The organism is Psychrobacter sp. CoH-33_TS_01 (genome assembly GCF_058189395.1).
The window spans coordinates 45,061-60,417 of record NZ_JBVGQI010000002.1; the positions used below are offsets into that span (position 1 = coordinate 45,061).

Sequence of the window (15,357 nt, forward strand, 5' to 3'; positions counted from 1 at the left end):
TTGATACTAATAAGCTTTAATACTCGATAGCATACTAGAGACATACCACTCGAGATTGGCTATAGCGACTAAGAAGCCGCCTTAGTGGTAAAAGTCAGCGTTTTATTCTGTAAGTCGCGACCATTCACCGTCGCTGAATACGTGACGCGATAACTCTGATTCGGTACTAAAGCCTCCATAGGCATCAGGATAACTTGATTGGGAGTCAGTAATTTATGCAGGTCGTTAGCACTGGTTAAATTCTTTAGCGCAATCTCGCGATTGGCCGCATCGATCATCTTATAATTACTTACCGTCAGCTTGTCATTGCCTAAAATATAGATGGGTTGGCCAATAGGCTCATGCGCTAAGTCACGGCCATTATTACCAAAAGGATTGGGCGACTCATGGGTGAGCTCATATTGCGTCCCTATCGTACCATCGCAAGGGTAGTTCAGAATTTGTGAGTTAACGCGCTGCGCTTGCTCAGCCGGACTGGCCAAAACCAACTCTAATACACTGCCTTGGGCAGAAGTACTTGAGCCATTGCTCAGCTGCAAAGGGGTAGCTAACGGCGCGCGGCCATAACTGACGCCAATCTCTGACAACTCAGGACCAAGTAAGCTGGCCATATGATAAGGGGCGGCTAACAGACTGTTCAAACTACTAAGCGCGATTTTCTCGTCGCCATATTTGCTGAAATAGGCATCATTAAAACGGAAAAAGGACAAGTCTTCCGTTACCACCCGATAAGGGTAATTAACTGCCTTAGCCTGGCGCCCAAGTTGGCGAGTGCTCACCCGATCGGTCACTTCCATGCCTGAATAATAGGGGTTACTGCTGCCACTGTCTCCATCCACAGCATATTCAAAATGCCCTTGGAAATCATTGCTACTATACTGTGCCATGTGCAATAAATAATTGGCGTGGTTGGCAGCTGCCTGCTTTAATCGTGGCTCAACGGTAACCGTACCAAAGCCACACGCTGTCCGGCGTTGATTTAAGCGCTTGCTCACCGCCAATTCACTTTGACTTAAGTCAATTTGGTTAGGAGCCACCGGGGGCGTGCTAGGGGCATTAGGGCCTTTAACAGCCTCATCTTTGGTAATAGGACCTAGCGCGTCATCTTTAGTTTTTTTAACTACAGGTTGCTGTACAGTATCGCTCCCATCAGAGCCACCACAACCAAGCAACAGCGCACTAAGCAAAGCCATCGTGAAACCACGAGTAACCGACAGCGGGATTACGGGGAGTAGCGATGACATAAGCGAATTCCTATAAGAATAAAAGACAGTCCATTATCGTTAGTACAATATGACATACACCCTGTTAATACCACTATCCACAGGCTATTAAGGTTTCATAAAGCCATTTTCAGCTAAAAAAGCTTCGGTTAATCTTGAGCCTCCATCCTGACTGCTACCATCAGCGGCGGACTCTTTTTTCAACAATAAGCGCTCAAGATAGCGCGCGACCACGTCCACCTCAATATTGACTTTAATGCCGATTTGCCAATGTTTATCAATATTGGTCACTTTGGCGGTATGCGGAATAATGTTTAAGCACACCACATTATCTTTGACCAAATTGGTGGTTAGACTGATGCCATCCACCGTTATAGAGCCTTTAGTGGCGGTATAGTGGGCAAGACTATGCGGTAGTTCAATCTCAAAATAGATAGAGCGCGCATCTTCACGGCGGACTCGTACGACCCCTACGCCATCCACATGACCTGAGACAATATGACCGCCAAAGCGAGTCGTGGGCAGCATCGCTTTTTCTAGGTTGACAGCATGACCCGTCTTCCACTCGTGCATCGCTGTCTTGGCCAAAGTTTCACGCGATACATCGACACTGTAGCTTGTGTCGCTCAAATCTACAACCGTCAGACAAATACCGTTTGAAGCAATAGAATCGCCCAACTTCACATCGGCAAAGTCTAGATCGGCTGCGGTAACCGTAAGGCGAATATCACCTCCTACTGGAGATAATGACTTGATAACCCCTACACTTTCAATAATACCAGTAAACATAGCTATCCTTTATGACGCGCTAAAATAGAAACCCAAGCTCTATTATAGGGCTAATACTGCGTCGCTGACTTATTTTTTGGCGGGCGAGCGAGCTAAGTGGGCATGAACTAACTAGGGGATGGCTAACGCGGCTCAATTAAGCACCTGCTAAACCTATAGGCAAGCCCTATAGATTTCTACACAGTCTCTGGAATAAGTTTGTGCCTGCCTTGAGTCTATATTTTGACTTCTAGCCTGAGAATTTATCTCAGCAACTCTTTATGTAGCCGCTTTAAACAGGATTGACTCTATTATCCCTGCTAATGACTCAGGCTAACTAACAATTTTAGCCCTTAAAACCCGCCTAACTTATTAAGATAACAGATTAGCGCCAGCAAACAACCGCAAAATCAGACTAATTAATAAGTGTACAACTGTAAACTATTATTAAATACAGCCCATAATTCACCCCTATATTTTGCTAATAGCTCTTTATCAATCGAAGGTAAAATCGGTCATGACTTGTGGATAACTTTATAGAAATCTATGAAATTAACCTTGTTTTCACGTGAAACTTAAACTTATCCACAGCTCGTTAGACGTTTAACCATGTAATTGCAATGACTTCAGTCATGCTAACAGACTCTATATAAATCAAAGATTAGCGGTTAACTAGAGTACTAAAAACTCTTTTTCTAAGGTTCCACATGAAACAAAGTTATCCACAGTTCCACGTGAAACCTAATTTTATAGCCCCTATAAATGTATAAACAGCTGCCCTGTGGATAGTTTTGCCAAGTTGCTCACAGGCATGATGAAGCTATTGCTATACCTTGAACAGCAGCAAAAACGCAGAGGGTGAGAATAAATATTAGGATGACTATGACAGAGGAATAGAGGAGTAACAGCAGCTAAGTACCCAGTGATTTGAATAACAAGATGCCGCTATATTTCGCAGAATAATTGATTAGTACTTTCTGAATGAGTCGCTAAAAAATGAGAGATTAAGCAGCCTATAAAGGGGTGAAAACCAACTTTAAGTCATTGCCTACGGCCTCATGAGACTGACAATGATAACGTTGCTGTGTGGCCAGCTGTGTTAATGCTAAATCTACCATCGGCCGCGCCGTACTGCCTAAAATACACGGGGCTTGATACACCACGAGCTCATCTACCAAGCCTGCTGCAATAAAGCTACCGGCGACCTTAGCACCCGCTTCGACTAGCACGTCATAACACTGATACTCGCTGACTAGCGTCTTAAGCAAAGCCAACAGGTCGTCTTCTCGCCAAAATAGAGTTTCGGGATAATGACAAACCGTATAGTCTGCCTCAGTATGCAAGCGACTGCGACGGTCCAGTATCACAATCTTAGGTTGTGGAATCTGCTCCACAGCGACGCCAAGTTGGTCAGAGCGGACATTAAGGCTGGGGTTGTCGGCAATAACCGTCTCACTACCGGTAATAATAGCGGCACTGCGTGCTCTTAGTCGCTGCACATCCGTACGCGCGGCGCTACCAGTAATCCATTTCGACTCACCAGACGCCATAGCCGTGCGCCCATCTAAGCTCGTGGCTATCTTTAAGCGCACATAGGGCAGTCCGCTACGCATGGCCTTGAGAAAACCGGTATTGAGCGCCTCTGCCTGAGTTTGCATCACCCCAGTTACCACTTCAATCCCCGCAGCTTGCAACATAGCAATCCCACGTCCGGCCACACTAGGGTTAGGATCGAGCCCTGCCACTACCACGCGCGTAACCTGCGCTTTAATCAACGCAGCGGCACAAGGGGGAGTCCGGCCCGTATGACTACAAGGCTCTAAAGTGACATAGGCACAAGTGCCAATAGCTTGCTCTCCCGCCTCACGTAGCGCAAAAACTTCAGCATGCGGTTGCCCAGCTTTAGGGTGAAAACCTCGTCCGATAATTGCACCGTCTTTAACGAGGACACAGCCTACCGCTGGATTGGGGCGCGTAGTAAATAAGCCTTGGCGCGCGGACTCGATAGCCAGAGACATATAATACGAGTCTTCAGGGCGAAGCGAGGCACTTGCAGGCGTAGTGATAGTTAGAGTAGGGGCAGTAGCAGCTGACATGGAGGCTCTCAAGAATAAAAGAATTAAGCAAAGATTAGCCCAGGTTTAAAAGGGTATAAGTCCAGACCTGCACTAGAGTTATAACGCCTCATCAGGCCGGATATTGGCCAATTCCTGACGGAAGGCATCGATATCTTGGAAGTCGCGATAGACACTGGCAAAGCGTACGTAGGCGACATCGTCTAAGTCTTTTAACTCACTCATGACGATTTCACCCAACACCTTACTGCTAATCTCGCGCTCACCCATCTGGCGGACGCGCTTTTCAATGCGGCTGATCATGCCTTCTTGCTCATCGATAGTCACAGGACGTTTTTGTAGCGGTAAGTAAATAGAGCGGCGCAGTTTTTCATTGTCATACGGCTCTATCTTGCCGCTAGATTTGATAATGCGCGGCATCACCACCTCGACCATCTCAAAGGTGGTAAAGCGATCTTGGCACTGACTGCACTGACGGCGTCGGCGGACCTGTGCGCCTTCAGCAGCCAGTCTTGAGTCGATAACTTTGGTATCTGAAGCGTTGCAATAAGGGCAATGCATAGTGAGTCCTATTTCAAGTCGCTGACGTACACGAGAGGCGTAAAACAAGGTCGAGAAGAACAAGGCAAAGAGTAACAATGTCGGAGGATAAACGTCCGTTATTTGCCAATACAGAAACTGCCAAAGATTTTGCCCAGTAAATCATCAGCGCTAAACTGGCCAGTGATTTCTCCTAGGCTGAGCTGGGCTTGGCGTAGACTCTCTGCCACCAATTCACCGGCCGCATAGATGGTCAGCTGCTCGTAAGCATCTTCAAGATGAGTCGCAGTACGGTTTAACGCATCGATATGCCGAGTGCGCGCTATCATACTGTTTTCGGGCGGATGAAAGCCTACCTTATCACATAGGGTATCGATTAGCGTCTCAATGCCCGCCGCCGTTTCACATGAAACGTTGACCTGTTGATAGTCGTCATGCGTGACTACTTGAGCTTGTGATGCAGCCAATTGAACCGACAGTAGGTCAGATTTATTGCCAATAATCAGTAAACGTTTCGCAGCAGGCAGTTCGCCAAACAGCTGCTGTGCCAACACTAGCGGATCGGCGTCTTGGGTCACATCATAGACCAGTAGCAGTAAATCAGCTTGCGCAATCGCCTTGCGCGCCCGTTCGATACCTATGCGCTCTACCGTATCAGTAGTATCGCGTAGCCCTGCCGTATCGGTCAGATGGAGAGTTAACCCTTTAAGCACCACGGTCTCTTGTAGGGTATCCCGCGTGGTACCGGCCACTTCGGTGACGATAGCCCGCTCTTGTCCCGCTAAACGATTGAGCAGGCTAGATTTGCCCGCATTAGGCCGGCCTGCTAGCACCACGTGAATACCATCACGTAGCAATTGGCCTTGCTCAGCAGTGGCTAATACCTGCTGAATTTGCGCTTGTACGGCTTGAATTTTAGCTTCGATTACCCCGTCGGATAAGAAGTCTACATCCTCTTCTTCAGGGAAATCAATCGCCGCTTCAACATGCAAACGCACATGAATCAGCTGCTCAAGTAAGTCATTAATCTGCGCTGAGAACGCCCCGGTTAGCGAGCGAATGGCACTGCTAGCAGCGGCGGCACTGGTGGCATCGATAGCATCGGCAATAGCTTCAGCCTGCAGTAAATCTAACTTATCATTTTCAAAAGCTCGGTAAGAGAACTCTCCTGCAGCGGCTTGTTTTGCGCCCAATTCAAAGGTACGCGCTAACAGTTGACTCTGCAAAATCATCCCGCCATGGCCCTGCAACTCAATGACATCTTCACCCGTAAAAGAGTTAGGGCCTTTGAAATAGAGCACCAACCCTTCATCGAGCACTTCACCTTTGCCACCATAAAAGCGACAAAAACTGGCCAACCGCGGAGTAAATTCCGCCTTTTTGGTCAGTGCGCAAGCGATAGCATAGGCCTTACTGCCCGACAACCGAATGATACCCACACCGCCACGCCCTAGCGGGGTCGCTATCGCCGCAATGGTAGGTAAAGCCGTGGTAGGGCGCGTAGGCTCCAGGGCAGAATTAGTAGCAGTGTCATTTAGGGTAGCGGTCACGAGCACTCTCATTAGCAAGCAAATGAGCCATTATAAACAGCTGCTCGCGTCCTGACAAAGCAAACTCCTGTATTCCTCGCTTTTGTTGCCTAAAGTCATTACTCCCAACTCCTTTCAGCTACTTTAAACCGAACTAATTAAATCTTAAGCATAAAAAAACCACCGCAATAGCGATGGTTTCTATAAGAGCTTGCCCGTATTAACGAGGACAATGCTCGCTTAATCTAACACTTTAACCGTTTTATGTTTCTGCTCTTCTTCAACCTTTTTATTGACGATATATTGCTGCGTCATACTAAATAGGTTGTTCACAGTCCAGTAAAGTACTAGGCCTGCTGGGAAAAATAACATAAAGGCAGTAAAGATAATTGGTAAGAATTTCATTACCTTAGCTTGCATTGGATCGGTTGGCTGCGGGTTAAACTGCTGCTGCACGAACATTGAAGCACCCATCAATAACGGTAGAATGAACCAAGGGTCCATCGCCGATAAATCATGAATCCACAGGATCCATGGGGCATGACGTAGCTCAATACTCTCTACTAGCACCCAGTACAAAGCTAAGAAAATAGGCATCTGTAGCAAGATAGGCAAACACCCAGCCATTGGATTGACTTTCTCTTCTTTATAAATCGCCATCATTTCTTGCGACATTTTCATACGGTCAGCGCCGTGCTCTTCTTTTAAAGCTTGTAATCTTGGCGCGATAGCTCGCATCTTCGCCATAGAATAGTAGCTCTTATTCGAAAACCACATTAGCGCAATCTTCACTAAAATCGTCAATACAATGATTGACCAACCCCAGTTACCCAGTACCTTATGAATACCTTCTAGCAGCGCAAACAAAACCTTCGAGATGGGCCACAGCAGACCATAATCTACCGTTTTATTGAGGCCAACCGCGACATCTTTAAGCTCGGACTGAACTTTAGGACCTGCGTATAAAGTGGCCGTTAAAGTCGCTTGTTTGTTGGGTGCCACCACTAGCGGCTTACTATTAAACCCGATAAAGTAATCCCCGCCAGTCTCACGGCTAAAGAATTGACCCGTGAAGTTCTGTGGCGTCCAAGCAGACACAAAATAATGCTGCACAATACCCACCCAGCCTTTATCGCTAGATACGCTGACCTTGTCATCATTAAACTTGCCAAATTTTAGCTTGTTGTAAGGGTCATCAGGAGTTCCCCAAGCACCGCCTAAATAAGTCGCCATGCTCAGCGCGCCTTTATCAGACATACCAGGATCTTTACTGTCATCGCGTTTTAGCTGCGCAAACAATTGACCTTCCCAAGGGGCACCCGAAGTATTTTTGATGGTATAGCTCACATCAATAGGGTACTTGTCGTGGGTAAAGGTAAAGGTCTTAGTAATGGTCACGCCATCTTTTTGATAGGTGAGGGGCACCGCTAAAGTCTGCTGACCTTCGCCCATGACATAAGTAGAGGCACTATGCTGATAATTAGCACGGCCCTCTGCAGTATCGATACCATCTTTACCAATCAAGCCTGACTGGGCAACATAAACGCGGTTGCTGTCATTCTCTAGCAGTACAAACGGCTCTTCGCTGTCTAAAGTGGCATCGTATTGTTTGAGCGCCGCATAGACAATATCGCCGCCTTGCGGATTGATATGAATATCGTAGCGATCGGTGGTGACCTTAATAAGACCAGCATCAGCCTTAGGTTTCGCTATCGCATCTGTTCCTACGACGGTGCCCGTTGGGGTGGTCTGGACAGGTAAATCGCCAGTAGGCGTACCGGTACCAGCAGCAGCTGTCGATGGAATATCTGAGCCAACTGTCACTGCATTTTCGGTGGCCGCCTGAGTTACTGGCGCATTGGCATTATCATCTCGCCAAGCCAAAATCAGCAGATAAGCTGTGATCAACATCGCAATGATGATCATCACTCGAAATATCTTTTGCATAGAGCATTCCTAGAGTTAAATAGGGCATGTAATACGAGTCGCAGCTCACCCTTTATTGCTTACTTTCGTGGTTGCTTGTCAGTGGCACGCTAAAGGGCTAAACCACAGCAAAGGCCTTAGCAACGTCAACAACGGCTAATACCAGTGCTACCCAATCGAGTGTAAAAAAGGGGCAAATCACGTGCATTCACATAAAATGGTGCTTATTTTACTAAAAAAACGACAGAATTGATACTGACTCTCAACGTCAGCAATATGTTAGCTATCCATGACTAGCGCAGCCGTAAGATTGCTACGCCGAATAAATACTGCCAAGCAACAGGGTGAGCCTTGCAAAACGTTACCCACCACTCGCTAAGCCGCCTTGGGGTCAAGCTTGCCTAGGATAGTTTTTTGTGTTGACAGCACATAACTGCTAACAAATTAATCTAAACCTGTGCCTCATCATGAGCATGCTACTTAAACTTAAGGTTAAAAAAGCACCTTACCCCTAGTTCGGAGCAACTGATTTAAGCGGGCAGGATAGCTGTTGCGATCCACATAGATGTAGTGACGATAGGCTAAGGGTAATGAGGTGGAGGTAGCCACATAACTGAAGAGATAACGGTATAACGGCAATGGCACAAAATCGATACCGTGACCGCCCCAAGGATGGCAGCGACACAGTCTATGAAGGGTTAAGCGGCCTCCTCGCCAAGGGCCATGCCAAGCTAAGGCCTGCCGACCATATTCTGAGCAGGTGGGATAATAACGACAGCGAGCAGGTAATAGCGGACTTATAAACAGCTGATAAATCCGAAACAACCTATCAAAAAATAAATAGAAAATTTTATTAAATGATTTTTTTAAAGATTTCATTTATTTTTATTTTTAATTTTTTTAAAGATTTCATTTATCTCTATGTCTAATTCTTTATTATCCAAATCATTGATAGGTTTTTTAATTATAAAAACAATATCATAAGGTTTTAATTGGGCAGCGCAATGGCGGAATTGCTCTCTGATATGTCGCTTGATTCTATTTCTTTGTACCGCTGTAGGCACTTTCTTTTTAGTAATAGCCATCCCAATACGAGCTTGCGATTGCTCATTGCTGCGGATAAAGGCCATTAAATGGGCCTGATGCAGCTTGCGTTCTGTGCCATCAAATACTAAACGATAAGCTGCTGGTGTGAGCAAACGCTGAGCCTTGGTAAAGCTATAAGTAGCTAACTCTGGCAGCGGATCCGCTACTATGGTAGTGGGGGTAGTAGACATATCATTGGATACGGAGATCGAGGTCATTGGCGGTATCTTTATCAATAATGGGGAAAAAAGGAAACAAACAGGAGAGAGGATGCGCGAGCAAATACGTATGAGCCACTATAAATTAACATAATTCACTGTGGCTGCGGAGCATGACTAGCGAAAAAACAGCTCAAATATACAAATAACAGCCATAAAAAAACGCCCCGAAAGGCGTTTCAATAATGAGGCAACCATTAGGCCACCCTACATTAGACTCTTGCTATACCGTTAGGCGATGACGACCTTTGGCGCGGCGACGAGCTAGTACTTGACGGCCTTTTTTAGTAGCCATGCGAGCACGGAAACCATGTGTGCGTTTGCGCTTGATAACGCTTGGTTGGAAAGTACGTTTCATAACTCACCTATGTGAACAGTTAACTGAAAAAATTGTAATAACGCGAAATTATAACACCGCCTTTTTCTTCGGTCAATGCATTATTAAGGATTAACCTAAGTAACCTGTAGTGTTAGGGTGTTAATTATATCTTTTTTTAAGGGTGTCGATACCGTTTTCCGCCCCTGAAATATCGCCCTTGCGAGCTTCTTTTTTTTGCTATTGCGCTGGGGGAGGGGAGAGCTATAACTGAGATAAACTGCTGAAAGGCGACATGAATTTTTAGGGTTGTTCGTGGGCTGTCTCAGCTTATTGGAATAGTAATACTCATCTGTGAGTTAGGTTGCTAAGTACTAAACTCTAAGATATCAATTAGCGCTATTAGGAATTAAGTTAGCTGTCTCGTTGCTTGAATGTTTTATATCATGCTTATCTGTGACTAGAAGTATTAACATTAGCTACTCTGATTATCTGGTAACTGGTCTGTGAGGTCTGTCTATAAACCCCTGTTGTCTAACTCTTTTACAGGTAAAAAACCTTAAATTAACCGAAGCTGTATTGGTTAAATTTCTAAAGTTATCCACAGAAGAGAGCTGACTCTATAATAACTAATTAATAGTATTTCTTGTTATTGTTAGGGAGTTAATAATCTGGGGATAAGTCAATATTACCTATATTTTACATCGATTTACGCTATGGATAACTCTGTGGATAGCCTGTGGGTAATATAGGGATAAGTCGGGTTTAAAAGTTATCCCCAAAGTTATCCACAAACTTATCCACAAAAAATAAGGTTTTTATCCACAGTCGAAATGTGTTACATTGCCCCCTCTCCTAGCAGTGTGCAAATTTAGGACCGCCAATAAACCTTCGCGGTAACCCTTAGGCGTCGCTATGCGCTGTCATTTGTGCACAGCAAAGTGGACTAACAGGGTAGGGGCTTTACTGAGTAGTAAGACCATTTTACTGGCCTAGTCCTACGGTAGATAAGCACTAGTCTGACCGCCTAAAAGCTTGCTAAAACGCACTAGCGTGTCAGCGTATTTAAATTAATTAACCAATAAAATTATAGGGTAGAGTGAGTGGCATGATTGAAGCAGCGCTGCTATGGGACAAGTGTCTTGATGATCTAAAATATCAAGTCAAGCCCACCGTATTCACGATGTGGTTAAGGCCCTTATCTGCGCAAGTAGATGGTGAAATATTTATCATCCGCGCGCCGAATAATTATTTCGTTGATTATGTACAGAAGAACCATTTGCAAGCTATTGAGCAGTTGGTCCTCAAGCACAGCGCTGAGCAAATCAAGCAAGTGGTCGTGCGGGTAGATAACACCAGTTCAGCCAGTGCAGAGCCAGAGTCGCAAGCGGACACTCCGTTTACTAAGGGTACTGAAAGCGTTAATAATACCTCAGGCAATGAGAGGCAAATCAATGCGCCTGCCAGTAGTTATGGCAGTGCCCCTTCGCCCACGAGTGCTATGCCGGCAGCGGGGCTAGACCCAACCGCCAGTGGTCAGATTTCATCCGCAGATGCCAAGTCGCTCAGTTATCTGAACTCCGACTTTACCTTTGATACTTTCGTCACCGGTAAGACCAATAACCTGGCTTATAAAGCCTGTTACGAATTAACCAAACGCCAATCACAAAACCGTCATAACCCGTTATTCATTTATGGTCCATCGGGTTTGGGTAAAACTCATTTAATGCATTCTGTGGCGCATAGATATTTAAAGCAAAATAGAAGTTTTTATTATTTCACTTCTGAAAAATTTATTAATCAATTAGTTTATTCTTTAAGAAATAATAAAATAGAAGAATTTAAGAAAAAAATTAAAAAAGTAGATTTATTAATTGTTGATGATATCCATGTATTGGCCGGTAAAGTAAAAAGCAGTAATGAGTTTTTATCTTTATTTGCAGATTTTACTACCGGTGATAAACAAATCATTTTGGCGTCTGATCGCCATCCGTCACAATTAACTGAGTTTGATGAACGGTTTCGCTCGCGTTTCTCTTGGGGCCTGTCTGTGCCCATTGAGCCACCAGAAATCGATACCCGCATGCAAATCTTACAAAAGAAAGCGATGTTGATGGGGATTGATCTGCCCAAAGAGTGTGCGTTATTCATCGCGCAAAATGTCGTCTCAAACGTGCGTCGGTTGGAAGGGGCGTTAAATCAAGTGGTCGCCAATGCCAACTTGACGGGCGCGCCTATCACACTGGAGATGGTGCAATACGCGTTAAAAGATATCGTGGCCATGCGCGTGCAAGCGGTCAATATGGATAACATCCGCAAGGTGGTCGCTGAATTCTATGATGTGTCGGTCAAAGATTTGATGGGCAAAAAGCGCACCCGCAGTATTGCTAGGCCACGCCAAATCGCCATGTCGCTCGCTCGTGAGTTGACCGGCGATAGCTTTCCCGATATCGGCCAGTCGTTTGGGGGTCGCGATCATACGACAGTAATGCATGCTTGCGATAAGATTGCCCAACTAAGAGCGGAAGACCCTGTGTTGGATAAAGACTATAAATCGCTGTCAATGATGCTACAGGCAGGTTAGATTTAGCGGTGCTTTCGGTGTCAGTTTTGGCAGCTTATGGCTTAAATAGCTCTTGCCCTTGGGGATAAGTAAAAGTGGGTTGTGGATAACTTTGATGGCCTCCTGCCTTATTGAGCTATAAACCTTGCAACCATAGGCTTTGCAGCCTGTATGTTATCTATTATCGATATGGTTTATACTGGATAAGGTTGTGGGTAACTTTTCATCCTTTTATATTTTATAATGACACTGCTGTGGTGTTAGGCTAAATACGCAACCAGAATAATAAAACGGTAAGGAATTAAGCCTAGTATTGGTCTGAATCCACCAATTTAAGTAGGCTAGCGACTGAGCATAACTTGCTAAAACTATTACATGCAATGCTATAAATCCAAAGCGATCCTTTAAAACACTTGAGACAAGAGTATTTACTATGCAGCTAACGATTAATCGTGAGTTATTACTAAAGGCCATTAACCTGATTGCCAAAGCCGCTGATAAGCGTCATAACATGGTGATACTGGGTAATATTCGTCTTGAAGTGAGCCAAGAGTTATTGGTATTAACGGCTTCAGATTTAGAAGTAGAGTTGATGGCCACGTTGAAGCTACCTGCTGGGGCGTGTATTGAGCCAGGCAGCACCACGCTACCAGCGATGAAACTAAAAGATATCTGTAAGTTATTGCCTGCCCAGTCCGTGATTCAATTGGCGGCGCAGGACAACGGCCGCTGTCTACTCACCAGTGGCAAGAGTCGCTTTACTTTGGGCACGCTGCCTGCGCAAGACTATCCCACGCTAGGCACGCCTGAGCATATTACCCCGCTGACTTTAAGTCGTCATAAGCTCTCAGATTTAATGCATAAGACCTTGTTTGCTATGGCCATTCAAGATGTACGCTATTATCTGACTGGGATGTTATTTGAAGTGGGTCAGCGCCAATTAACCACCGTCGCTACCGATGGTCACCGTTTGGCGTTAGCTAGAGCTGCTGTCAACGTCGGTGACGAAGTGAGTATGCAAGCGATTTTACCCCGCAAGGCGGTCATCGAGTTAGAGCGCCTGTCTACAGAGCTGGCTAAAATGCTGTCGGAACAAGACAATATGCTGACGCTAAGCTTTGGTCGTGAGTTTTTGCAAGTCAGTATGCCCTTTGGTGATGTCGATAGTACCGGACAAATTAGTGACAGCTTGGTGATTACCTTTACCGCCCGCTTGATCGATGGCAAGTTCCCTGATTATCGCCGCGTTATTCCCAACAGCAGCGATAAGTTGGCATTGGTTAACCGAGAAAAAATGACCGAAGTGCTGCGCCGGGTTTCAATCTTGAGTAACGAAAAGTCGCGCAGTGTGGTGTTTAGCTTTGCGGCAGATGGCAACGTAGAAATACGCGCTAATAATGCCGAGCAAGATGAAGCGGTAGAAAACTTACAAGTGAAATATAACGGCGAGCCCATTGAGTTGTCATTTAACGCAGCCTATCTGCAAGACGTGCTCGATGTGGTGCAGGGTGACGTACAATTGCATATGAGCCAAGCCAATGCCTCAGTACTGGTCAACCAATTGGGCGATGAGCTGCATCAATACGTCATTATGCCGATGCGTATCTAGTCAATAAACTCTGCCGCAACGCTTTCAAGCCTCGCGCCAGGGGTACATGTCTGTCTGCTGGCACCGATAAATAAAATAACGCTCCTACAGCCGCATCCTCGGTTATAGGGGCGTCCTTTTTATAAAATGTTATAAAGCTCATTGAACGTTATCAAGCGTCATACCAAGTTATAAACCCATATACAACCGTAGGATGGAGAGCTGCTATGATTGACCGCCTGCAAGTGACGCATCTGCGCAATATCACTCGTGCCGACCTAAAGGTGGCGGGCTGCAATGTCTTCATTGGCGCCAATGGCAGTGGCAAAACCTCTTTGCTGGAAGCGGTGTTTTTATTATCACGCGGCAAAAGCTTTCGCCACCATCAACCCAAGCGCTATATCCAGCATCATCAAGCCGCGGTCACCGTCCATGCTGCCCTCACCGATGCCACCACCCTAGCGATTCAAAAACAGCTCGATGCCACCACCCTGCTGCGACTCAATCAAAACACCGTGTATACGCAAAGCCCGCTGACCCAACAGCTGCCTACGCTATTGATTGATCCTTCGTCTATGGATATGCTCGAGCAGGGCAGTGCCAGTCGGCGGCAATTGTTAGACTGGTTGGCGTTTCACATGAAACCGGGTTTCCATGCGCAGTGGTTAGCCTATCAAAGACTGCTGAAACAGCGCAATAAACTGCTAAAACAAAGTCGGCATTTATCCAGCAATCAGCATCAAGAGCTGAGCGCTTGGGATAAGGGGATCGCCAACCACGCCGCCCTTATCCATTATTATCGCCAGCAAGTCTTTAACGCTTGGCAGCCTTACTTTGAGCGTTGTGTCGCTGCTTTATTGCCGCGCTATGCCGGTAAAATTTCGCTAAGCTATAGCGCCGGCTATGATGCTGACACCGCGTTAGATGAGCAATTAGCCGAGCGCTTAGTACAAGACTTGCAGCAGGGCTTTACCCGCATTGGTAGCCATCGTGCCGATATTCAGGTGCATTGGCGCTCACAAGGCTCAAATGATGCCAGCGCTGCTGACACTGTGACTAACGGGGTGGTGAATGGGACAATGGCCAATGAGACTACCAGCAATGCTAGTGCTGCTAAAGCCCCTGCCGCCTTAAAAGAGCAGGCCGCCAACGTGCTCTCCCGCGGTGAAAAAAAGCTGCTGATTACAGCGCTAAAACTATCACAATTGCCGCTATTGCTAGCGGATGGTAGACCGTTGGCTGATAGTGGGCTGCTGACCGAGCATACGGCGCTAAGCGATAATGTGCCCGCTGATAGTACGGTGGATATCACCGGTTTTACCCCGATCGTTTTGCTCGATGATGTCACCGCTGAGCTTGATGACGCTGCTATTCAAGTCTTGTTATCGACGCTGGCTGCCTTAAAATGCCAAGTCTTTATCACCAGTCTAACCGAAGATATTTTACCGATGCTGCAACAACATTGGCCGGACTTTAAACTGTTTCACGTGAAACAAGGGGTCATAACTAGACAAGACTAAGCCGT

The 15,357-nt window shown here is 46.0% G+C and carries 12 protein-coding genes; 3 read left to right on the top strand and 9 right to left on the bottom strand.

What is annotated here, in order from left to right:
• Positions 1 to 68: 68 nt before the first annotated feature.
• From ACZ2XM_RS03340 to rpmH, 9 genes are all read right to left on the bottom strand, one after another.
• Positions 69 to 1,244, bottom strand: coding sequence for a CAP domain-containing protein (locus tag ACZ2XM_RS03340; protein ID WP_490586981.1), 1,176 nt, complete (start codon positions 1,242 to 1,244; stop codon positions 69 to 71).
• An 87-nt stretch (positions 1,245 to 1,331) separates the two neighbouring features.
• Positions 1,332 to 2,012 (bottom strand): riboflavin synthase, encoded by a 681-nt coding sequence (locus tag ACZ2XM_RS03345; RefSeq protein WP_490586982.1) that lies wholly within the window; start codon positions 2,010 to 2,012, stop codon positions 1,332 to 1,334.
• Between the two features lie 992 nt (positions 2,013 to 3,004).
• Positions 3,005 to 4,087: a bifunctional diaminohydroxyphosphoribosylaminopyrimidine deaminase/5-amino-6-(5-phosphoribosylamino)uracil reductase RibD gene (ribD, locus tag ACZ2XM_RS03350; RefSeq protein WP_490586983.1), complete on the bottom strand. Its 1,083-nt coding sequence runs from the start codon at positions 4,085 to 4,087 to the stop codon at positions 3,005 to 3,007.
• Between the two features lie 78 nt (positions 4,088 to 4,165).
• On the bottom strand, positions 4,166 to 4,627 hold the full coding sequence (gene nrdR / locus ACZ2XM_RS03355; protein WP_490586984.1) for a transcriptional regulator NrdR: 462 nt from the start codon (positions 4,625 to 4,627) through the stop codon (positions 4,166 to 4,168).
• A gap of 98 nt (positions 4,628 to 4,725) precedes the next feature.
• Positions 4,726 to 6,117 carry a tRNA uridine-5-carboxymethylaminomethyl(34) synthesis GTPase MnmE gene (gene mnmE / locus ACZ2XM_RS03360; protein WP_490587434.1) on the bottom strand — a complete coding sequence of 464 codons (1,392 nt, stop codon included), beginning with the start codon at positions 6,115 to 6,117 and terminating at the stop codon, positions 4,726 to 4,728.
• Between the two features lie 258 nt (positions 6,118 to 6,375).
• On the bottom strand, positions 6,376 to 8,082 hold the full coding sequence (yidC, locus tag ACZ2XM_RS03365; RefSeq protein WP_490586985.1) for a membrane protein insertase YidC: 1,707 nt from the start codon (positions 8,080 to 8,082) through the stop codon (positions 6,376 to 6,378).
• Positions 8,083 to 8,553: 471 nt separating this feature from the next.
• The gene (gene yidD / locus ACZ2XM_RS03370; protein ID WP_490586986.1) at positions 8,554 to 8,940 is read right to left on the bottom strand and encodes a membrane protein insertion efficiency factor YidD; all 387 of its coding nucleotides are present in this window, start codon (positions 8,938 to 8,940) and stop codon (positions 8,554 to 8,556) included.
• Entirely contained in the window at positions 8,937 to 9,338 is a 402-nt protein-coding gene (rnpA, locus tag ACZ2XM_RS03375; protein WP_490587435.1) for a ribonuclease P protein component, read from the bottom strand. Before rnpA ends, yidD begins: the two co-directional genes overlap by 4 nt.
• 250 nt (positions 9,339 to 9,588) lie before the next feature.
• Positions 9,589 to 9,723, bottom strand: a complete 135-nt coding sequence (rpmH, locus tag ACZ2XM_RS03380; RefSeq protein WP_007394757.1) for a 50S ribosomal protein L34 — start codon at positions 9,721 to 9,723, stop codon at positions 9,589 to 9,591.
• A 1,066-nt stretch (positions 9,724 to 10,789) separates the two neighbouring features.
• Between rpmH and dnaA the strand changes: the two genes are divergently transcribed.
• From dnaA to recF, 3 genes are all read left to right on the top strand, one after another.
• Entirely contained in the window at positions 10,790 to 12,265 is a 1,476-nt protein-coding gene (gene dnaA, locus ACZ2XM_RS03385) for a chromosomal replication initiator protein DnaA (RefSeq protein WP_490586987.1), read from the top strand.
• A gap of 412 nt (positions 12,266 to 12,677) precedes the next feature.
• Entirely contained in the window at positions 12,678 to 13,853 is a 1,176-nt protein-coding gene (dnaN, locus tag ACZ2XM_RS03390) for a DNA polymerase III subunit beta (RefSeq protein ID WP_490586988.1), read from the top strand.
• A gap of 206 nt (positions 13,854 to 14,059) precedes the next feature.
• Positions 14,060 to 15,352, top strand: coding sequence for a DNA replication/repair protein RecF (gene recF, locus ACZ2XM_RS03395; protein ID WP_490586989.1), 1,293 nt, complete (start codon positions 14,060 to 14,062; stop codon positions 15,350 to 15,352).
• Positions 15,353 to 15,357 lie beyond the last annotated feature (5 nt).